Below are 18,352 nucleotides of genomic sequence, written 5' to 3'. Positions count from 1 at the left end.
ATACCAAAAAGCTCAAGAAAAATGGTTAAAAGAAAAAGAAGAGTCTAATAAAAAGGCCCAAGAAGAACTCGCAAACCATGTGAAATAATTTTTTAAAAAGGAAAAACTATGAACAAATTTATGTTATCAATGTTGGCATGCGCTTCGATGGTATTTGCCGCTATAAATTTAAATACCGCTACAAAAGAGGAGCTTATGAGCTTAAACGGCATTGGTGCAGCAAAGGCTGATGCTATTATTGAATACAGAAAAACAAACAAATTTGAAAGCATAGAGGATATTAAAAACGTAAACGGTATCGGCGATAAGACTTTTGAAAATTTAAAAGGCGACATATCTACGAGCGGCACGAGCGTAATGCCTACAAGCGATAAAGTATCCAAAAAGGCAAAAGAAGTCAATGATGTGACCGACAAAGTAAAACAGGGCAAAAAAGAAGTCGCTAAAAAAACAAAAGATGTAGAAGACAAAATAGCTGCGCCTGTAAAAGATGTGGATAAATCTAAAACTGACATAGAGGGGAAGGCTTCTAAAAGCATCAAAAGTAAAGTAAAATCTGGCGAAGATAAAATAGAAAAAGATATTGATGAGGCTAAGACTAAGATAAAAGTTTCAAAGAAGAAGGTTGAAGAAAGCGGAGTTAAGGAAGTCGAAGCTAAAAAGCCTACAAAGAAAAAATCAGAATAACATTATATTATTTTCGGCTCAAATTTGGGCCTATAAATTAAACTGCGTAAATCTGTTTTTGACAAATTATCAGAAAGGATTTACGCGAAAATATCTCCTGCTGATTCTATAACCTTGCAATTAACCAAATCGACTAAAGTTGCGCTATCTATACTGAGGCAAATGCAAAATTTAAGTTCTACATCAGATATAATTCAAGATATTAATAGCTAATTGCTATTGGCAAATGCTAGTAAACAATAATGAATAAAATTTTATCACGCGCTATTTACCCTTAGGTAGCTGTAAAAGTAATATATTAAAATACCAATATGGCGTCATTACTGGCAATGCAAACCAATGCTTTGCGCGCGAGTTTATGTGTTTAATCAAAATATCTAAATTTTCAAAACATCGCCATCAAATTTAGATTTCCACTTTTTTAACTAAAATTTTGCCGGGTAAATTTATAAACAAAAAATCAGCAAATTTTGTTAAAAATATATCTTGGGCGCCAAATTTTGCGCCAAGCATTGTTTTTAAAGGTTAAAAAGATATAATCTGTGCATTATTCTAAAACAAGTGAAATTTAATAAGGCGACCAAAAGGTGAGTTTTAAAAAAGTTTTAAGTTTTATATCTATTTTTGCGGTGGCATTTGTGCTCGGCGGATGTGCGGCAAAGGCTAAATTTGATGTTCCGCAGATCGTAAATTTTGATAAACGCGAGTTTGAAGTGATTTCCCAAAGTGGCTCAAATTTGCTCTATGTTTCGCATGAAAAAGAGGATTTTTATTTTACGATGATAAACTCCATGGGCACTCCGCTAGCTAGGAGAGTTTTAAGGCCGAGCGGCGAGTTTGAAGCTATCGGTTTTTTACCTCCAAATAGCGCCTACAACGAACTTTTTGTAAAGATTCTGGATGCCATAAAATCAAATCAAAAAGAGGCCATCATAGCAGTAAATAACGAAAATTTTAAGGTAAGAGCTCTTGATATACGTTAGCAAGCCCGCCATCATCAGCGCAGCTGGAGCCGACTCGGAGGAAAATTTTGCAAATTTATGTGGCGAAAAGAGATTTTTGAGCGTTTGCGAAGGCTTTAGGGCGGATAAAAGCTTTATCCTTGGCAAGGTCGGTGTGCGGCTGGCTAAATTTAGTCAAAATACGCCAAAACACCTACAAACGCGTACAAATGCTCTAGTTTTAAGCGCGCTTTTGCAGATAGATAAAGATGTGCGAGAGACCATCAAAAAATACGGTAAAAATCGTGTCGGCGTAGTCGTGGGTACGACTACTAGCGGCGTGGAGGAAAACTACGAAACGTTTAAGGATTTCGCAGCGACGGGGTTTTTCGATGCTTCAAAATTTGGTATAAACCGAAATTCTCTAGCCAACCCGTCCGAATTTATCGCTGATTTTTACGGGCTTAGCTCAGTTGCGTTTTCCGTCTCGACCGCCTGTACCTCGGGTGTCAAGGCGATAATAACAGCAAAAAGGCTGCTGGAGTCGGGCGTCTGCAACGCGGTGATCTGCGGCGGTGTGGATAGCTTAAACACGCTCACGATTAACGGCTTTGATAGCCTGGGCATCCTAAGCGCGCGAGAGACGAATCCGTTTTCTAAAAATCGTGACGGTATAAATATCGGTGAAGGGGCGGCCTTTTTCGTGGCGAGCAGGGATGAAATTTCAAATGTAGTTATCGCAGGCGAGCACTCAAACTGCGACGCGTTTCATATGACGCAGCCTGATTTTAGCGGACAGATGCAAACTCAGTGCGTGCAAAAGGCGCTGCAGGCGGCAAATTTAAGCAGCGTGGATTATATAAATTTGCACGGTACCGGCACGCAGGCAAACGATAAAATCGAGGCAAAGATCGTGCATTCGCTCATGCCACGCGTTTTTGCTAGCTCCGTTAAGCCTCTGATCGGTCACACGTTAGGAGCTGCAGGAGCCATAGAGAGCGCGCTTTGCGCCATGCTTTGCGCTAGTGGAGAAACCGCACTGCCGCCGCATGTTTACGACGGCGTTTACGATGATGAGATAGAGGAGATAAATTTGGTAAAATTTGGCCAAAGAGCGGTCGTAAATTCGGCCATGTCGCTGTCGTTTGCATTTGGTGGCGATAACGCGGCGATCGTGTTTGGGAGGGCGAAATGAGCCTAGAGGGTTATCTCCCGCACGGCACGGCGATCATTTTTATCGACGAGGTGCTTAAATTTGAAGAGGGGCGCATAAAAACCAAAAGCGTAATAAAAGAGGATAATAAATTTCTCGCGGAGGGCAAATTCGCTATGCATAAAACCGTCGAGATGATGGCTCAGTCGCTGGGTATCTACGACTCAAAGATGCGCGAGCTAAAGGGGATGAAATTCGGACTGGGTTTTTTGCTGGGCAGTAGAAAATTTGAGATATTTAAGCCGTTTTTAGCGGCTGGAGACGAAGTCGTCATCGAGGCGGCCTGCTCGATACAAGACGCAAGCGGTTTTGGCGTTTACGACTGCGAGCTTTACGTAAACGGCGAGCTTGGGGCACGCGCGACTCTAAACGTGCTAAGTCCGGACGAAGAATACGCAAAAAGGATACTAGATGAGTAAAAGAGTGCTGATAACGGGCTCGAGTCGCGGCATCGGCGAAGCGGTGGCTAGGCGGCTGGCGGCGGCGGGATACGAGGTCGTGCTACACGGCAAAAGCGCGAGCGAGCGGCTTTTAAATTTGCAAAACGAGTTAGATTTGAGCGCTTTAAAATTTGACGTTGCAGATACGCAGGCGGCACGGGCGGCGATCGAGGCTGATATAGAGGCAAGCGGAGCTTATTACGCGGTGGTACTAAACGCCGGAATCACGCGCGATAACACCTTCGTCGGCATTGAGGACGAGGACTGGTTCGGCGTTATTGATGCGAATTTAAACGGCTTCTATAATGTCTTAAAGCCCGCTTTAATGCCTATGATCCGCGCTAAAAAGCCCGCTCGTATCGTCGTCATGAGCTCGGTCTCAGGTATCATCGGCAACCGCGGACAGAGCAACTACGCAGCGAGCAAAGCAGGCCTCATCGGCGCGGCAAAGTCCCTCGCAGTCGAGCTAGCATCGCGAAATATCACCGTAAACTGTGTCGCGCCTGGACTCATCGAGACCGATATGACGGACGGCGGTTTGCCGATGGAGGAGATTTTAAAGGCTATCCCTGCTAAAAGAGCGGGCAAAGCAGACGAGGTCGCGCCTTTGGTCGAGTTTTTGCTAAGCGAGGGCGCAGCCTACATAACGAGGCAGGTGATCGGCGTAAACGGAGGGCTTTGCTGATGCGAGTTTTTGTAACCGGTATGGGTATGGTGAGCGCCTTTGGTAAGAGCTGGGAGGAGATAAGGGCCAAATTTGAGCTTGGTCGAAACGCCGTGAGATACATGTCTCAGTGGGATAGGTACGCTGATCTAAATACCCGCCTAGCTGCACCTATAGAGGGCTATGAGTGCCCTAGCTCGTGGGACCGTAAGCAGTTAAGAAGCCTGGGCACTGTCTCGATGTACAGCGTAGAGGCGGCTGGCTTGGCGCTAAGAGATGCCGGGCTCATGCGAGGCGAAAATTTAGACGCCGCAAGCCTCGATCCTAGCGTACAGGACGGCAGACTAGGCGTCGCGTGCGGTTCGTCTACGGGTAGCACCGAGTCGATACTAGCGATGGCAAAACTGCTCGAGCGCGGCGAAAACGAGTGCAATGCCAATACATACATCAAGATGATGCCTCACACCACGGCGGCAAATATCGCGCTTTTTTACTCGCTAAAAGGGCGCATCATCCCGACATCATCGGCATGTACGAGCGGTTCGCACGCGATCGGATACGCCTACGAGAGTATCAAAAGCGGCAAGATCGACATGATGCTAGCGGGCGGCGCAGAGGAGCTGTGTCCGAGCGAGGCATATGTGTTTGACATGCTCTACGCCACTAGCGTGAAAAACGGCTCGCCTGAAATTTCGCCGACTCCGTTTGACGAGGAGCGCGACGGGCTAGTGCTGGGCGAGGGTGCGGGGATACTTTTGTTAGAGAGCGAAGAGAGTGCCGTAAAGCGTGGGGCTAAAATTTACGCCGAGGTCGTGGGCTTTGGCTCAAACTGCGACGGCTCGCACGTAACGCGCCCGCAAAGCGCGACGATGAAAGGCGCGATGGTTTTAGCTTTAAAAGACGCAAATTTAACGCCCGAAAAGATCGGCTACGTAAATGCTCACGCCACGGCGACTAAGCACGGTGACATCGCCGAGAGTATCGCTACAAACGAGCTTTTTGGCGATAAGATCGCTATCAGCTCGCTAAAAAGCTACCTCGGCCATACGCTAGGAGCCTGCGGCGGTTTGGAGGCGATATTTAGCATAATGATGATGCGCGAGAAAAGATTTTTTCCTACGATAAATTTGACCCGCGTCGATCCTAGTTGCGCGCCGCTTTTTTACCTGACCGAGCAAACCGCGATAGATACGGACTTTGTGATGAGTAACAACTTTGCTTTCGGCGGAGTAAATACGTCGCTGATATTTAAAAGAATTTAAAATTTGAAGGTAAAATATGAAACGAATTTTAGCCGTTGTGCTTTTGGTTTGCTCTTTTTCGGCGGCGAAGGACGAGTTTTACGAGCACGATATCGCAAGCGCGCTGGAGTCTAAATTTGCAAAGAAATATCTGCTAAAAGATATAAGCTTGCAGTTTTCTAAACAGATGGACGAGGAGCTAGAGCCCGTAAAATCGCAAAGGCGTAGCAACAAATACCGCGCGGTAGAGGAAAATAGCTTCGGCGACGCGGTAAAAGACCCGCGCGAGGATAACTACAAGGAGTCTTGCGAATACGTATTCGTTAAGGTCTTGGTCGATCTGCAAACGGCGGCTAAAAACGCGGGCAAAAGCAGTGTCGTGAACATACAAGGAAATTTTAAAGACAAGCTACTAGACAGCAAGGATAAATTTCAATGCGTAGTCGGAAATATGGCGACTGCGGTGGCGTTGAAAGCAAATTTGAAATAAGGAGAAAAAATGAAAAAATTACTGGTTTTAGCGGGCGTTTGCGCCTTGGCTTTAAATTTGAGCGCGCGTGACGACGTGCTTAGCTTTTCGATCGAGGAGGCGCTAAGCTCGCCGAAGGCAAAAGAGGTGCTAAATCCAAACATCAAGCTAAGCTTCGGCTCTGGCACGAAAGACGGCATCATCAAAAGCGGCCTAATGGCAAACAAAAAAACCAACGCCTTCAATAAAAGCGACAAAGAGGCGTGCCAGTGGGCGTTTTTGTCAGCGATAAAGACCTTCCAGGAGCGCGCGGTGCAAGAGGGCGGCGCGAAGGTGGTAAATTTAACTGGCTACTACAAAAAACAGCCTTTTGACTCCAAAACTCAGTTTCAGTGCGGTGCGGGCGCTTTGATGGCCGGCGTAACGCTAAAAGGCGATATCGCGAAATAACGGCGAGAGGGGCGAATGAGGCTAAATTTTAAACTCGATTTTTTTGACGCAGTTGTTTTTAACGGCGCGCAGGACGCGAGGCTGGCGGCATACGAGAGGGAGCTTGACGTCTTGCACGTGCCCCCGCTTGAGCGGCGTAGGCTTAGCCGCGCGGCAAAATGCGCCTTTGATCTAACCAAAAACATTGCGCCGCTTGATATGCCTATCGTGTTTAGTTCGTACGAAGGGGAGATAAATCGCTGTTTTGAGCTGCAAAACACGCTAGCTCACGGCGAACTTATCTCGCCGACCTCGTTTTCGCTCTCGGTTCACAACGCACTTTCCTCGCTTTTAGCGATAAATTTCAAAAATCGTAGCGAAATCTCGGCCGTTTCAGCATACGCGCCGCTAGAGTACGCTTTGGTGCAGGCACATCTGATGCTAAAAAGCGGAGCCAAAAACGCTCTGGTTTTAGCCTATCACGAGAGCATTTCGCAGGAGTATTTTGACGAGTCTGCGCCCTCTTGTATGGTTTGTTTGCTAGTTAGCGAGGGCGAAAATTTGAGCCTATCGCAAAGCGAAATTAGCGGCAAAACGGATGAAAATTTGCTTGTTAAATTCCTGCAAAATTTTGATCCGAAGCAAAAATGCTCCTGGCAAAGCGCGGATAAAAACTCCGCTTGGCGGTGGGATTATGAGCCCTCGTCACTGGTTTAAAATTTTTATCGTAGGGTCGAATTTTGCGCTATTTGGACTCATTTGCGCGCTTGGAAATTTGATCTTTGTTCCGGTTGCGCTTCTTGGGCTTTATAAATTTAAGTTTATCCGAAATTTTTGCCGCGATCTGGTGCGTTTAGCCTGGAGATTTTTTATATTTTCTACTCAAATTTGCGGCTATCAGCGCACCAAATTTGACCTTCCTTTGGGGCTTGGCTCCGCCTCGCAGATAATCATAGCAAATCACCCTTCGCTTTTAGACGTCGTCTTTTTGATAGCACTCATCCGCCGCGCAAACTGCGTGGTAAAAGGGGGCCTTGGTAAAAATATCTTCTTAGCTCCTGCGATAAAATCATGCGGATATATCTTAAATACCGCAAACGAGGAGCTCTTGCAAAAAAGCGCGGACGCCCTAAAGAGCGGCGAAAGTTTGATAATATTTCCAGAAGGCACGCGCACGGCGGGCGAGATAGTCTTTCATAAAGCTGCCGCCTACATCGCGGTAAATGCGGCAAAGCAGCTAGTCGCCATCGCCATCAAAATGGATCCGCCCAGCCTCAAAAAAAACGAGCCTTGGTACAAAACCCCGAGCGTTATGATAAAATACGAGTTCAAAGAGCTTTTTAGGCTAAATTTGGACGGATTTTGCGCGGATAGACCAAACCCGATCAGAGCTAGAGAGTTGCACGCTTTTATCAGCGAAAATTATACAAAGGAGTTTAAACAATGAACGAACTAATAGACGAGATAAAAGAGCTCATCATAAAGAGCTTAAATTTAGAGGATATGAAACCAAGCGATATCGACGAGAACGCGCCGCTTTTTAACGAGGGGCTAGGGCTTGATAGCGTCGATGCGCTCGAGCTTGGCCTTGCGGTGCAAAAAAACTACGGCCTGGTTTTGGACTCTAAAACCGCAAATTTAAAAGAGATTTTTTACAGTGTAAAAAGCCTCGCGCAATACATCTTTGAAAATAGGAAATAACGATGAAAAAAGAAGAAATTTTTGAAATTTTAAAGTCCGCGCTAGTGCAGCTTTTTGAGATCGACGAGGCCAAAATTACGCCGCAAACGCGCATTTACGAGGATCTTCAGATAGATAGCATCGACGCGATCGATCTAATAGACCACATCAAGCGCAAAACGGGCCACCGATTGATGCCTGAAGATTTTAAAAACGTAAAAACGCTCGAAGACATCGTAAACGCGGTGGCTAAAAAATTTGACGGGCAAGCTTAAAATCGCCCTAAGCGTAGTTAGCGTCATCTACCCGTTCGCACTATTTTTTGCGGGCGATTTTGCCTTTTGGGTCGTTTGGGCGCTTGCCGTGCTATGGATAGCTCGCGGAGCGTATTCGAGCGGCTTTGAGAGGAGGCTTAGTATCGCGGCCGCCGTTTTTTTCATGGTTTGTATGATTTTTAGAGGCGGATTTTTAGCGTATCTTTACCCGGTTTTGGTGAGTTTGGTGTTTTTGGCCTTTTTTGCTTTTAGCTTAAAAAACGAAGCCGTCATCACCAAAATAGCAAAACTAAAAGAGCCAAATTTGGACGAAAAAGGCGTGGCTTATACGCGAAATTTGACCAAAATTTGGTGTGCGTTTTTTGTTTTTAACGCCGCCCTCTCGCTCGCGCTAGCCTTGATGGAGAATAAATTTTACTGGAGCGTTTATAGCGGCGCGGTCTCTTATGCGCTGATGGGGGCGCTATTTTTCGGGGAAATTTTGTTTAGAAAGAGATTTATAAAAAATAATGAGCTTTGAGGAAAATTTAAAAAATTTTAGATTTACGGACGACTCGCGCGACGTCTTTGATGCGTGTATTAGATTTGCCGCGTTTTTAGAAAAAGAGGGCGTAAAAGAGCTGCAAATTTACATCGACGACACGTTTAAATTTTACGTTGCTTTTTTTGGCTCTCTTTTGGCTGGCGCTGCGCCTTACGTGCTGGCAAAGCCGATATATGAGCCAAATTTGACCGCCGTAAACGACGAAAATTTTTTAAATTTTCTTGCAAATGCACCCGTAAGTGGGTTTAAATTTGATCCGCAGGCTAAATTTTATCTGCAGACTTCAGGCTCTAGCGGCAAAAGCAAGATGATAGAAAAAACGCTCGCGCAGATGATAAAAGAGGGGGAGTATCTAGCGGGCGAGCTAAATTTTAGCGAGAGAAATACCTTTTTTTCGAGCGTTTCGCATAGGCACATGTTTGGGCTTACCTTTAAGGTCTTTTTACCGCTAGTGCTAGGTGCGCGCGTCATCGCGGACGAGCTAAACTACCCCGAGGCGATTTTGGGATTAGAGCTTGCAAATCACGTATTTATCGCTAGTCCGGTGCTGCTTAGAACTCTAGCTCAAAGTCCCGCCGCAAGCGCGCTAAAAGGCTTAAGCGGGATCGTAAGTGCGGGTTCGCCGCTAAAAAAGGAGCTAAGAGGCGAGCTAAACCGAATCTGCAACGCGCGTATCATCGAGATCTACGGCAGCACGGAAACGGGCATAGTGGCTAAAGACTGCGGCGACGGGCTTAGGCTGTTTGGCGCGGTGGACGCAGGGCTAGACGATAGAGGCGCGCTAAACGTAAGCTCGCCTTGGTGCGAGTTTTTTCAGACTAACGACGCGGCGAGTATTGACGAGGGCCGCCTCGCGCTACAAGGCAGGATAGACCGTATCGTCAAGCTAAACGACAAGCGCGTGAGTCTGGAGAGCATCGAAGCAAAGCTGCTAGAAAGCGGCCTGCTAGCGGACTGCTACTGCGCGCCGCATCCGAAATTTAAGCGCATCGCCGCGCTTTTACAGCTAAACGGCGAAGGGCTTAAAAAATTTAGAAAAATCGGCAAAAAAGGCGTGGTAGCCGAACTAAAAGAGCTTTTGAAGCTCGAGTTTAAAAACAGCGTCCGATACTTTAAAATAGTAAAAAAAATGCCGCGAAATCAGCAGGGTAAATTTGAAAAAAGCGAATTTGAAAATGCGCTGTTTGCTAGCCCTAAACCCGTTTGGAGCGGCGGGGCGGTAAATGAAGCGGGTAAAATTTGCAGCGGTCAAATTTGCCAAAACGGCCAAAATTTAGAGAGCGCTTTAAGCTGCGGCACAAATGCTAGCTGCGTTAAATTTGACGCAAACGGCGAGTGGCTTGACGGCGCGCAAAAGTACGAATTTAGCGCTATCATGCACGCAGGGCTCGAGATTTACGAGAGCCATTTTCCAAATTTACCGCTGCTACCGGGATTTATGCAGCTTGACTACGTCTTTGAGCTAGCTAGCGGCGTCGGTATCGACGTTAGCGGCGCCAGTACGGTGGAAAATCTAAAATTTATGAAGTTTGTTAGACCTGGCGACGCGCTTCGCGTTTGTTTTGAAAAACGCGGCGGCAAGCTTTACTTTGAGCTGTTTTGTAACGGCGAAAAATGCTCGACGGGCAGGGCCGCGCTTTGAATAAATTTGCATTTTTGGTGCCTTTTTACAATCACCCGCAAAATATCAAAGCCCTGATCTCGGCGCTAAAAGCCTACGATTTGCCCGTTATCGTCGTGGACGACGGCTCGGACGAGGCTAGTAAGCTAATTTTGGCGGAGCTTGAGCGAACGGAGGGTATCTTGCTGCTCACGCGCGCGCAAAACGGCGGCAAGGGCATCGCGATGAAGGACGGGTTTAAATTTGCACTGGAGCGCGGTTTTAGCCACGTTTTGCAAATCGACGCCGATTTTCAGCACGACGCGGCACTCATTGGCGAGTTTTTGCGCGAGAGCGAGGCGCACCCGCAAAGCATCGTCTGCGCAAATCCTATCTACGGCGATGATGCGCCAAAATCCCGCGTCCACGGCAGGAAAATCACGAATTTTTGGGTTGCGATAAATACGCTAAGCCTTGGCATCAAAGACGCTATGTGCGGCTTTCGCGTCTATCCTTTAGAGCAGCTTAAAAAAGCGGCGGCAAAAAGCAAGACCAATAGGATGGAATTTGACATCGAAATCCTCGTAAATGCCGCTAGACAGGGCGTAGATATGCGCTGGATAGATACCTACGTGCGCTACGAAAAGGGCGGCGTTTCGCACTTTAAGATGCTGCGCGATAACGCGCTAATCAGCCTCATGCACGCAAAATGCTTCTTTTCTCTGCCTAAATTTATGCTGAGTAAAATTTGGCGAGCGTGCGGGTTAAATTTAAGCAAAAGCGCAAATTTTAAAGACGGCGCAAACGACGCGCAAAATTTAAAAAAATCGCAAGAAAATGCCGAGCAAAATCTCTGGTGGAAAAAGCAGGAAAGAGGCGGCGCGTTTTTTCTAAGACTTAGCCTATTTTTGGCGCAAATTTTGCCTGAGTTTATACTAAAGATTATCGTTAAAATCGTGGTTTGGTTTTATTATATATTTTCAAAAAACGAGCGCGAAAACATCGCGGCGTTTAGGCAAAATTTGAGCGAATTTACAGGCTCGCAGACACTAAAAGGCACGAGCGTTTTTAGTCATTTTGAGGCATTTGGCGGCGCTATCTGCGATAAATTTAGAGTCTGGAAAGGAAAGATCAAGGATAGCGAACTAGAAATCATTGATTTAGAGCGTATAAAAAGCGAACTAATCGGCGCGAAAAAGGGGCAAATTTTGCTCACGGCGCACCTTGGAAACGTCGAAATTTGCAAGGCTCTGGGCGCGCGGGTCGATGGCTTTAGGATGGTGATTTTGGTTTACGACAAAAACTCGCGCGAGTTTAACGAGGTGCTAAAACAGATCAGCCAAAACGACGGCAGCGTGCGCATAATGCTGGTTAATGAGCTCGACGTTGCCGCGATGCTGGAGCTAAAAAATATCGTCGAAAGCGGCGAGCACATCGGCATAATGGGCGATAGAACGCCCCTTGGCGGCGATAAGGCCGCGCGGGTGAAATTTCTTGGCAAGGAGGCGAGCTTTAACTACGGTCCGTATCTGATCGCGGGGATCTTGGGCGTAAAGATAAGCTCGCTGTGGTGTCAAAAGATAGAGGGTAAATTTAGGATCAAGCTCGTGCCGCTAGCAAGCACCGTAAAGCTAGGGCGAGACAGGGCCGCCGCAGCGCGCGAATATCTGCAAATTTACGTCCGCGAGCTAGAAAATCGCTGCAAACAAACGCCCGCGCAGTGGTTTAATTTTTTTGATTTTTGGAGATGAGATGATATCAAAATCGGTCGCGCTAAAGGCGCAGTTTTACGACGTGGACAGCATGAACGTCGTGTGGCACGGCAACTACGTGAAGTATTTTGAGACGGCTAGGTGTGCGCTGCTAGAGGAGATAGGCTACGACTACGAGGCGATGAGGGCGGACGGCTACGCCTACCCGATCGTAAAAATCGAGGCCAAATACGTAAAACCCGTGTTTTTTGGCGACGAGATCGAGGTGGAGGCGACGCTAAAGGAGTGCGAGTGCTTTCTAAAGATCGGCTACGTCGTAAAAAGCGCCAAAAGCGGCGAGACGCTGTGTACGGGTACGAGCTCACAGGCGGCTGTTGATATGCGCGCGATGCAGACGTGCTTTGAGATCCCGCAAGAGCTACAAAATGCAATAAAAAGGTATATAAATGAAAAAAATAGCAATAATTTTTAGTTTGGCGGCGAGCCTGATGGGGCTTGATTTTAACGAGATAAAATCTCAAATCAAAACGCAAAATATCAGCGGTGATTTCGCGCAGACGAAGTTTTTGAGCGGTTTTAACGTGGAGTTTAAAAGCTACGGCAAATTTGAACTCAGCCAAAGCGAGCTGCTCTACGACACGCTAAGCCCGGTCGCCGTGAGCATCGTCATAAACGAGCGCGGTATCTTTCAAAAAAGCGGCAACCAGCTCATAAAAATCGATCAAAATTTTGATAAAAAGCTCTTTTTGTCCATCATAAAGCTCGATAAGGCCGAGCTTGAGAAGGAATTTATCTTTAAAATCTCAGGCGACAAAAACAACTGGAAAATCGAGCTAACGCCAAAAAACGTACTGTTAAAACAAATCTTTACGCGTATTTTGGTCGGAGGCGATAAATACGTCAAAAAGATCGTACTAAACGAAGTTAGCGGCGATAAAACGGTAAATGATTTTTACAACGTAAAATGAAAAAATCCGCGCGTTTTTTTATCTTTTTAGCGGCTTTTTTAGCCGCGCTCGCCGTTTGTTTTGCAAACGCGAAAAAGATAAACGCGGATATTTTTTCTCTCGTAAATTACGAAAACTCCGCCGAGCAAACCGCGCTAAAATCGATGCTTGATAGCGCTTCGGGCGAGTTTTTGTTGGCTTCAAATTCGCCTGAGTTTTTAGAAAAAAGCGAAATTTTAGCCGCACAAAGCGGAGTTTTTGAGGAGTATCGCGCAAAGCAGGACGTAAATTTAACCTCCTATCTAACCCAGCTAAACGCCCTAAAGATCGCGCTTTTAAACGAGCAAACCTATGAACTTTTAGTAAAAGACAAAAACGAGTTTTTCAAGCAAAGCGCGCAAAATTTATTTAACCAGTTCGCCTTTAAGCCGCTTAACGCGAAGGACGATTTTTTCGCTCTAAGCTCGCACATGAGCCTGGATGGCTCTAAAATCAGCCTAAATTTGTCAAATTTAATGCTAGAAGCCGCACACGAGGGCGGTAAATTTTACCTCGTAAAAGCGCGCCTAAAGCCAGGCTACGAGCCGCAAAATTTGATCAAATTTTATGAAAGCGTACACGAGCTCGCGGCGCAGGACGGAGCGCAAGCCTATGCTAGCTGCGGCGCGCTATACGGAGCCTACGGCAAAGCTAGCGGTGACAAGGAAAGTGCGGTCATGAGCGCGGTTTCGCTTAGCCTTTGCGCGATTTTTTTGCTGCTCGCATTTAAAAATTTGCGCATTTTTTGCGTCGTTTTCGTCGCGATTTTCGGCTTTGCGTGCGGGCTTGCGGCTTCGCTTTTGATCTACGAGAGCCTTAGCGTCATGGTCGTGGTTATCGGCACTAGCCTGGTCGGACTGATGTTTGATTTTGCGCTGCACTGGCTGGGTAAAAATCAAAATGCGCCCGTGGCGGCCGCAAGCGTGCGTCCGATGCTTAAAATTTTCTTGCTCGGACTTTGCATTACGATGAGCGGATACGGCGTTTTTGCCTTTTCGTCGCTTGAGCTGTTGCGCCAAACCGCGATATTTTCGCTATTTACGCTGCTTGGGGCGTTTTTATTTACATATTTTTGCTTGCCTTTTGTTTTTGAGGGCGCGACGTTTTCGCAAAGCGCCGTATTTTCGCGGTTTTTTGATAAATTTGCGGGACTTTGCGAGCGTGCGGCGGGAGCGGTAAATTTAAAAATTTTACTTGCCGCGTTTGCGCTTTGCGCGGGAATTTTGGCGCTAAATTTTAAAAGTCTAAGCGCGCCCGAGCAGATCAAAGACTACGCAAGCTCGCCCGCGCAGCTACTGGAGCAGTCTAAAAAGATCAGCGAGATAACGGGCGCCGCGCCGCAAAACTCCGTCATCGTGATAAAGGGCAGCGGCGATCTAGTCGGCGACGAAAAGCGGTTGATGCACGAGCTAAAGCAGGCAAATCTCGTCAAAGACTACGCTTCGATTTCTAAATTTATCCTAAGCCGCGCCGAGCAGGAAAGTGTAAAAAATATCTTTAAAGAAGCCGCAAAAGATGAGGAGATCTTTAAAATTTACGCCCAGTTTGGCTTGCCTAGCGAGCTAGTAAAGTCAGAACTAGAAAAGATCGCAAATGCGCAAACTATCGGCGTTAGAGAGATTTTAAAATTTGACGCGGCAAAAAATTTGACGCGATTTTTACCGAGCAAAAACAGCACCGCGGTGTATGCCGAGGGGCTTGCGGGCGGCGAGAAAACGGATGAAATTTTAAAAGCAAACGGTGCTTTTAGCGTCGATTTTGTCGGCGCGCTAAATCAAAATTTGACCGAAGCTAAGGCCTGGGCCGCGGCGCTAAAGGGCGGTGCGTTTTTGCTTGCGTTTGCGCTTTTGTGGGCGTTTTTCGGGGCGGCGCGCTCACTTTTGGTTATGAGCGTCATCGCGCTTGGCGTGCTAGCCGTGCTTTGCGGTTTTGCGGCGCTTGGCATTCACGTAAATATTTTTGCGATTTTCGGGCTCATTTTGGCGAGCGCGGTCGGGATTGATTATCTCATCTTTGCATTAAACGACGACTTGTCGCAGCGGGAGCGTGTTTTTGGGATATTTGCCGCGTTTATCACGAGCTTTATCTCGTTTTTCGCGCTTAGTTTTAGCCAGACGCCCGCAGTTAGCGTTTTTGGGCTAGCCGTTAGCCTTTGCGTCGCGTTTTACGGGCTTGCCGCATGCACGCTCGCGATGAAAAATTTGGCTTAAATTTAGCAAAAAGCGGTATAATCGGCGACTCTAGGGCGCGAAATTTGACCCGTACGGGCGCGCTAAATTTAACAAAACGGAAAGAAAATGCTAAAAATAAACGGCAAAGACGAGAGCGAGTTTATCGGCGAAACCGTAGCGCAGCTACTCGCGGCGAAGGGGCTAAAGCCTGAGCGTATCGCGGTCGAGCTAAACGGCGAAATCTTGCCGAAAGATAAATTTGATACGGCGCTAAGAGACGGCGACTCGGCTGAGATAGTGCATTTTGTAGGCGGAGGCTGAGATGAAATTTGACGAAAATAACGATATTTTAGAGTTAGGCGGGTATAAATTTAGCTCGCGTTTTATCCTGGGATCGGGTAAATTTTCGCTACCTCTTTTGGAGGCTGCGGTACACGAGGCGGGCGCGCAGATTGTGACGCTGGCGCTTCGCCGCGTGAATGAGGGCGGGATTGAAAATATCTTAGATTTTATCCCAAAGGGCGTGACGCTACTGCCAAACACCTCGGGCGCTAGAAACGCCGATGAGTGCGTGCGTATCGCAAAGCTAGCGCGAGAGGCGGGCTGCGGCGATCTTGTCAAGGTTGAAGTTATCAGAGACAGCAAATACCTGCTGCCCGACAACTACGAAACGATAAAAGCAACCGAAAAGCTCGCAAACATGGGCTTTGTCGTGATGCCCTATATGTACCCCGACCTAAACGTAGCGCGCGATCTGGCCTCGGCGGGTGCTGCGTGCGTGATGCCTCTGGGTGCTCCGATCGGGACGAATAAAGGCCTTTGTACGCGCGAATTTATAAAAATTTTGCTCGCCGAGATAGATCTGCCCGTGATCGTGGATGCTGGTATCGGCAGCCCTGCGCAGGCGTGCGAGGCGATGCAGATGGGCTGCGCGGCCGTGATGGCAAACACCGCTATCGCGACTGCGGGCGACGTAAAAACGATGGCGCGAGCCTTTGCGCTGGCGATTCAGGCGGGCAGGCTGGCGTATCTATCCGGACTTGGTGGTGTGAGCGAAAGTGCGCGGGCGTCGAGTCCGCTGACGGGATTTTTGGAGTAAATTCGGCTTTAAATTTGACGGCATGAAAAACGGCGTCAAATTTGAGGCGGGCGAGGATGAAATTTACCTCGTTAAATCCTGCGAATTTTAAATTTGACGATTTCGCGCGGTTTTTAAATTTAGCGCCGAAAAGGCGCGGGTCTAGGCGCGTAAAATTTGCCGCCTCGCGCCCTAAAAACGATCAAATTTAACGCCCGAAATTTAGACGAAAAACGGAGAAATATTTGAAAAATCTAGACGTGATGGAGTATGCCGACGGTGCGCAGCGCATAGACGAAACGCTGATGCGGCGGGTGCTAACTGCGCGCGAAGACTACGACTACGCGAAATTTGACGCTAGCGACGTTAGGCGCGCTCTAAGCGAAGAAAATCTAAGCGTTGAGGGACTAAAAGCGCTTCTAAGCCCCGCTGCTAGCGTATTTTTAGGCGAGATGGCGGAGGCGGCGCGAGATAGGACACGCAGGCAGTTTGGCAACTCGGTGCAGTTTTTTACGCCGCTTTATATCTCAAATTTTTGTGATAGCGACTGCGTCTACTGCGGCTTTAGCTCGCGAAATAAAATCTCGCGCGTGCGGCTAAAGGCGGATGAGGCAGCGACGGAGCTAGCAAATATCGCAAAAAGCGGGCTAAAAGACGTGTTGATCCTAACCGGCGAAAGCGCGAAAAAAAGCGACCTGGGCTATATCGGCGAGGTATGCAAGCAGGCGTCTGGGCTTTTTAGCAACGTCGGAGTCGAGATATATCCGCTAAATGCCGACGAATACGCGTTTTTGCACGGTTGCGGCGCGGACTACGTCGTGGTTTTTCAGGAGACTTACGACCCGGCGGCCTACGCGAAATTTCACTTAGGCGGCGTCAAGCGCTCGTTTGCCTACCGCTTCCACGCTCAGGAGCGCGCTCTCATGGGCGGTATGCGCAGCGTCGGATTTGCCGCGCTTTTGGGGCTTGATGACTTTAGAAAAGACGCGCTAGCCACCGCGCTACACGCGCACCTCATACAGCAAAAGTACCCGCATGCCGAGATCGCTCTATCTTGCCCGCGCCTGCGCCCCGCGATAAACAAGGCTCACGTCGGCCCGAGGGACGTCGATGAGAGGGCGCTGTTTCAGGTCATCTGCGCGTACCGCCTCTTTTTGCCGTACGCAAATATCACGATCTCCACGCGCGAGTCGGCGCGCTTTCGAGACGGCGTCATTGCAGTCGCCGCGAACAAAATTTCAGCCGGCGTTAGCACGGGTGTGGGGACACACTCGGATAAAGCCAAAAAGGGCGACGAGCAGTTTGAGATCAGCGACGCGCGCTCAGTCGAGGAGATACTAAGTGCCGTGCGAGGGCTAAATTTGCAGCCTGTGATGAGCGAGCATATTTACGTTTAGGACGGCAGTTTTTGCTGGCCTAAAAATTGGCTTTTGGGGTAAATGGCGATGGAATTTGATAAATTTGAGCTCGTTTGGGTGACGAATCGCCGCTTGAGCGAGGATTTTTTCGCGGACGTTAGGCGGGTAGCGCAAAGCGACAAGGCGGATAAAATTTTGCTAAGAGAGAGCGATCTGCCTGAGTGTGAGTACGAAAATTTAGCCCGCAAAACGCTTGATATTATCGCGGAGTGCGGCTCTAGCGTGCGGCTTATTTTGCATACTTACGCAAGCGTCGCAAGCAGGCTTGGCGTGAGCGAACTGCATCTGCCTTTTACTAAATTTGCGTCTGCGAGTGTCAAATGGGCTACAAATTTGAGAGATTTAGTTAAATTTGACGGCGCCAGCTCGGATAAAGACGAAGCTCCTGGCATTTGCGCGTCAAATTTAACGCAAAAGCTTAAAATCGGCGTTTCGGTACACTCTTTAGACCAGGCTTTATCGGCGCAAGATCTTGGCGCTGATTACGTCGTGGCGGGACATATTTTTGATACGCCTTCTCACTCGCTAGAGCGGGGCAGGGGGCTTAAATTTTTACGAGAAATTTACGAGAAATTAAGCATAAAAACCTACGCTATCGGCGGGATAAATTTTGAAAATTTGGGCAAGATTAAGGATACGGGTGTGGCCGGTGCGTACATGATGCGGGGATTTTTGAGCTAAATTTTAGTTGGCGTAGTTTAGCGACCATGCCTTTAAATTTGGATTCGGCAAAAGAAAGCCATAGCTACAAGTAAAATTTAATGCGCAAAAATACAAATCGCCGCGCCAAAATCTCTCAAATTT

21 protein-coding genes and 1 pseudogene are annotated in these 18,352 nt (G+C 47.7%); all 22 read left to right on the top strand.

Annotation, left to right across the window (positions count from 1 at the left end; all coding sequences use genetic code 11):
• Positions 1-108: 108 nt before the first annotated feature.
• Positions 109-339 (top strand): annotated as a pseudogene (locus Q0386_RS02635) (ComEA family DNA-binding protein); the annotation flags it as partial.
• A 935-nt stretch (positions 340-1,274) separates the two neighbouring features.
• Entirely contained in the window at positions 1,275-1,670 is a 396-nt protein-coding gene (locus Q0386_RS02630; RefSeq protein ID WP_299026678.1) for a hypothetical protein, read from the top strand.
• Positions 1,657-2,823 carry a beta-ketoacyl synthase N-terminal-like domain-containing protein gene (locus tag Q0386_RS02625; protein WP_299026676.1) on the top strand — a complete coding sequence of 389 codons (1,167 nt, stop codon included), beginning with the start codon at positions 1,657-1,659 and terminating at the stop codon, positions 2,821-2,823. The genes Q0386_RS02630 and Q0386_RS02625 overlap by 14 nt, the downstream gene beginning before the upstream one ends.
• Positions 2,820-3,260 carry a thioester dehydrase gene (locus Q0386_RS02620; protein ID WP_299026673.1) on the top strand — a complete coding sequence of 147 codons (441 nt, stop codon included), beginning with the start codon at positions 2,820-2,822 and terminating at the stop codon, positions 3,258-3,260. The genes Q0386_RS02625 and Q0386_RS02620 overlap by 4 nt, the downstream gene beginning before the upstream one ends.
• Positions 3,253-3,966, top strand: coding sequence for a 3-oxoacyl-ACP reductase FabG (gene fabG, locus Q0386_RS02615; RefSeq protein WP_299026670.1), 714 nt, complete (start codon positions 3,253-3,255; stop codon positions 3,964-3,966). The genes Q0386_RS02620 and fabG overlap by 8 nt, the downstream gene beginning before the upstream one ends.
• Positions 3,966-5,207 (top strand): beta-ketoacyl-ACP synthase, encoded by a 1,242-nt coding sequence (locus Q0386_RS02610; RefSeq protein ID WP_299026667.1) that lies wholly within the window; start codon positions 3,966-3,968, stop codon positions 5,205-5,207. The genes fabG and Q0386_RS02610 overlap by 1 nt, the downstream gene beginning before the upstream one ends.
• 16 nt (positions 5,208-5,223) lie before the next feature.
• Positions 5,224-5,676: a hypothetical protein gene (locus Q0386_RS02605; protein ID WP_299026663.1), complete on the top strand. Its 453-nt coding sequence runs from the start codon at positions 5,224-5,226 to the stop codon at positions 5,674-5,676.
• 9 nt (positions 5,677-5,685) lie between these two features.
• Positions 5,686-6,105 carry an excinuclease ABC subunit A gene (locus Q0386_RS02600; protein ID WP_299026660.1) on the top strand — a complete coding sequence of 140 codons (420 nt, stop codon included), beginning with the start codon at positions 5,686-5,688 and terminating at the stop codon, positions 6,103-6,105.
• 15 nt (positions 6,106-6,120) lie between these two features.
• Positions 6,121-6,801 carry a beta-ketoacyl synthase chain length factor gene (locus Q0386_RS02595; RefSeq protein ID WP_299026657.1) on the top strand — a complete coding sequence of 227 codons (681 nt, stop codon included), beginning with the start codon at positions 6,121-6,123 and terminating at the stop codon, positions 6,799-6,801.
• The gene (locus tag Q0386_RS02590; RefSeq protein ID WP_299026654.1) at positions 6,779-7,531 is read left to right on the top strand and encodes a 1-acyl-sn-glycerol-3-phosphate acyltransferase; all 753 of its coding nucleotides are present in this window, start codon (positions 6,779-6,781) and stop codon (positions 7,529-7,531) included. Before Q0386_RS02595 ends, Q0386_RS02590 begins: the two co-directional genes overlap by 23 nt.
• Complete coding sequence (locus Q0386_RS02585; protein WP_002945599.1) at positions 7,528-7,785, top strand: phosphopantetheine-binding protein; 258 nt, start codon at positions 7,528-7,530, stop codon at positions 7,783-7,785. Before Q0386_RS02590 ends, Q0386_RS02585 begins: the two co-directional genes overlap by 4 nt.
• A 2-nt stretch (positions 7,786-7,787) precedes the next feature.
• Entirely contained in the window at positions 7,788-8,039 is a 252-nt protein-coding gene (locus Q0386_RS02580) for an acyl carrier protein (protein WP_299026651.1), read from the top strand.
• Positions 8,023-8,559 (top strand): DNA gyrase subunit B, encoded by a 537-nt coding sequence (locus Q0386_RS02575; RefSeq protein ID WP_298790253.1) that lies wholly within the window; start codon positions 8,023-8,025, stop codon positions 8,557-8,559. The genes Q0386_RS02580 and Q0386_RS02575 overlap by 17 nt, the downstream gene beginning before the upstream one ends.
• On the top strand, positions 8,549-10,225 hold the full coding sequence (locus tag Q0386_RS02570; protein ID WP_299026648.1) for an AMP-binding protein: 1,677 nt from the start codon (positions 8,549-8,551) through the stop codon (positions 10,223-10,225). The genes Q0386_RS02575 and Q0386_RS02570 overlap by 11 nt, the downstream gene beginning before the upstream one ends.
• Positions 10,222-11,934, top strand: coding sequence for a glycosyltransferase (locus tag Q0386_RS02565; RefSeq protein ID WP_299026645.1), 1,713 nt, complete (start codon positions 10,222-10,224; stop codon positions 11,932-11,934). Before Q0386_RS02570 ends, Q0386_RS02565 begins: the two co-directional genes overlap by 4 nt.
• 1 nt (position 11,935) lies before the next feature.
• Positions 11,936-12,367, top strand: coding sequence for a thioesterase family protein (locus Q0386_RS02560; protein ID WP_299026640.1), 432 nt, complete (start codon positions 11,936-11,938; stop codon positions 12,365-12,367).
• Positions 12,342-12,863: an outer membrane lipoprotein carrier protein LolA gene (locus Q0386_RS02555; RefSeq protein ID WP_299026637.1), complete on the top strand. Its 522-nt coding sequence runs from the start codon at positions 12,342-12,344 to the stop codon at positions 12,861-12,863. The genes Q0386_RS02560 and Q0386_RS02555 overlap by 26 nt, the downstream gene beginning before the upstream one ends.
• On the top strand, positions 12,860-15,091 hold the full coding sequence (locus Q0386_RS02550) for a hypothetical protein (RefSeq protein WP_299026634.1): 2,232 nt from the start codon (positions 12,860-12,862) through the stop codon (positions 15,089-15,091). The genes Q0386_RS02555 and Q0386_RS02550 overlap by 4 nt, the downstream gene beginning before the upstream one ends.
• 87 nt (positions 15,092-15,178) lie before the next feature.
• Entirely contained in the window at positions 15,179-15,373 is a 195-nt protein-coding gene (thiS, locus tag Q0386_RS02545) for a sulfur carrier protein ThiS (RefSeq protein ID WP_299026631.1), read from the top strand.
• A 1-nt stretch (position 15,374) separates the two neighbouring features.
• Positions 15,375-16,151: a thiazole synthase gene (locus Q0386_RS02540; RefSeq protein ID WP_299026628.1), complete on the top strand. Its 777-nt coding sequence runs from the start codon at positions 15,375-15,377 to the stop codon at positions 16,149-16,151.
• A 242-nt stretch (positions 16,152-16,393) separates the two neighbouring features.
• On the top strand, positions 16,394-17,527 hold the full coding sequence (gene thiH / locus Q0386_RS02535; RefSeq protein WP_367272378.1) for a 2-iminoacetate synthase ThiH: 1,134 nt from the start codon (positions 16,394-16,396) through the stop codon (positions 17,525-17,527).
• Positions 17,528-17,569: 42 nt separating this feature from the next.
• Positions 17,570-18,229: a thiamine phosphate synthase gene (locus tag Q0386_RS02530; RefSeq protein WP_299026625.1), complete on the top strand. Its 660-nt coding sequence runs from the start codon at positions 17,570-17,572 to the stop codon at positions 18,227-18,229.
• Positions 18,230-18,352: the final 123 nt, after the last annotated feature.

Source organism: uncultured Campylobacter sp., from assembly GCF_938045625.1.
Classification (GTDB): domain Bacteria; phylum Campylobacterota; class Campylobacteria; order Campylobacterales; family Campylobacteraceae; genus Campylobacter_A.
The sequence above is the reverse complement of the archived record's forward strand: the minus strand, read 5'-3'. Positions and strand labels throughout refer to the sequence as shown.

What these genes read in the sequence shown, in the direction of transcription:
- Q0386_RS02620 (WP_299026673.1), top strand. Translation starts at nt 2,820, where the DNA reads ATGAGCCTAGAGGGTTATCTCCCGCACGGCACGGCGATCATTTTTATC.
- fabG (WP_299026670.1), top strand. Translation starts at nt 3,253, where the DNA reads ATGAGTAAAAGAGTGCTGATAACGGGCTCGAGTCGCGGCATCGGCGAA.
- Q0386_RS02610 (WP_299026667.1), top strand. Translation starts at nt 3,966, where the DNA reads ATGCGAGTTTTTGTAACCGGTATGGGTATGGTGAGCGCCTTTGGTAAG.
- Q0386_RS02605 (WP_299026663.1), top strand. Translation starts at nt 5,224, where the DNA reads ATGAAACGAATTTTAGCCGTTGTGCTTTTGGTTTGCTCTTTTTCGGCG.
- Q0386_RS02600 (WP_299026660.1), top strand. Translation starts at nt 5,686, where the DNA reads ATGAAAAAATTACTGGTTTTAGCGGGCGTTTGCGCCTTGGCTTTAAAT.
- Q0386_RS02595 (WP_299026657.1), top strand. Translation starts at nt 6,121, where the DNA reads ATGAGGCTAAATTTTAAACTCGATTTTTTTGACGCAGTTGTTTTTAAC.
- Q0386_RS02590 (WP_299026654.1), top strand. Translation starts at nt 6,779, where the DNA reads ATGAGCCCTCGTCACTGGTTTAAAATTTTTATCGTAGGGTCGAATTTT.
- Q0386_RS02585 (WP_002945599.1), top strand. Translation starts at nt 7,528, where the DNA reads ATGAACGAACTAATAGACGAGATAAAAGAGCTCATCATAAAGAGCTTA.
- Q0386_RS02580 (WP_299026651.1), top strand. Translation starts at nt 7,788, where the DNA reads ATGAAAAAAGAAGAAATTTTTGAAATTTTAAAGTCCGCGCTAGTGCAG.
- Q0386_RS02570 (WP_299026648.1), top strand. Translation starts at nt 8,549, where the DNA reads ATGAGCTTTGAGGAAAATTTAAAAAATTTTAGATTTACGGACGACTCG.
- Q0386_RS02560 (WP_299026640.1), top strand. Translation starts at nt 11,936, where the DNA reads ATGATATCAAAATCGGTCGCGCTAAAGGCGCAGTTTTACGACGTGGAC.
- Q0386_RS02555 (WP_299026637.1), top strand. Translation starts at nt 12,342, where the DNA reads ATGAAAAAAATAGCAATAATTTTTAGTTTGGCGGCGAGCCTGATGGGG.
- Q0386_RS02550 (WP_299026634.1), top strand. Translation starts at nt 12,860, where the DNA reads ATGAAAAAATCCGCGCGTTTTTTTATCTTTTTAGCGGCTTTTTTAGCC.
- thiS (WP_299026631.1), top strand. Translation starts at nt 15,179, where the DNA reads ATGCTAAAAATAAACGGCAAAGACGAGAGCGAGTTTATCGGCGAAACC.
- Q0386_RS02540 (WP_299026628.1), top strand. Translation starts at nt 15,375, where the DNA reads ATGAAATTTGACGAAAATAACGATATTTTAGAGTTAGGCGGGTATAAA.
- thiH (WP_367272378.1), top strand. Translation starts at nt 16,394, where the DNA reads ATGGAGTATGCCGACGGTGCGCAGCGCATAGACGAAACGCTGATGCGG.
- Q0386_RS02530 (WP_299026625.1), top strand. Translation starts at nt 17,570, where the DNA reads ATGGCGATGGAATTTGATAAATTTGAGCTCGTTTGGGTGACGAATCGC.